The sequence below is a fragment of the Pseudomonas meliae genome, assembly GCF_001400515.1.
Lineage (GTDB): Bacteria > Pseudomonadota > Gammaproteobacteria > Pseudomonadales > Pseudomonadaceae > Aquipseudomonas > Aquipseudomonas amygdali.
Map to the genome: position 1 here is coordinate 1 of NZ_LJQT01000343.1, position 507 is coordinate 507.

Annotated in this window: 2 protein-coding genes; both read left to right on the forward strand. The window is 54.6% G+C overall.

The annotated features are described in order from the left end of the window. Positions 1-312, forward strand: a 312-nt coding sequence (locus tag ALO64_RS15885; RefSeq protein WP_157058660.1) for an ABC transporter permease subunit, incomplete at its 5' end; no start/stop codon positions are given. 2 nt (positions 313-314) lie between these two features. Then, on the forward strand, positions 315-507 hold a 193-nt coding region (locus ALO64_RS15890), incomplete at its 3' end, for an ATP-binding cassette domain-containing protein (RefSeq protein WP_157058661.1).

The window sequence follows — 507 nt, forward strand, 5'->3', positions numbered from 1 at the left end:
TTCGGTGCCAGTCGCTGGCACCTAGTGCACTGGCACGTAGCACGTAACGCGATGCCGCCTTTACTGGTGCAACTAAGCATGGATATCGGGAGCGCGATTCTTATGGCTTCAGCCCTAGGATTTATCGGCCTGGGTGCACAACAACCTACGGCAGAGTGGGGCGCTATGGTCGCCACCGGACGCAACTACATCCTGGATAACTGGTGGTACTCGGCCTTTCCGGGTCTAGCAATTCTGATTACGGCCACTGGCTTCAATTTGCTGGGTGATGGCGTGCGTGATCTGCTCGATCCACAGCAACAGGGGAAATGACCATGCAGATATCGAGTCCAGTACTGGCTATCGACAACTTGTACCAGGAATTTCCTGGCTATAAGAACAACGTCAAGGCCCTCAACGGATTATCGTTGCACATCAATCCTGGTGAAATCGTAGGTGTCGTTGGTGAGTCCGGATCGGGCAAGTCGGTGACTGCCATGTTGAGCATGCGCCTGCTGCCTGAGCGCA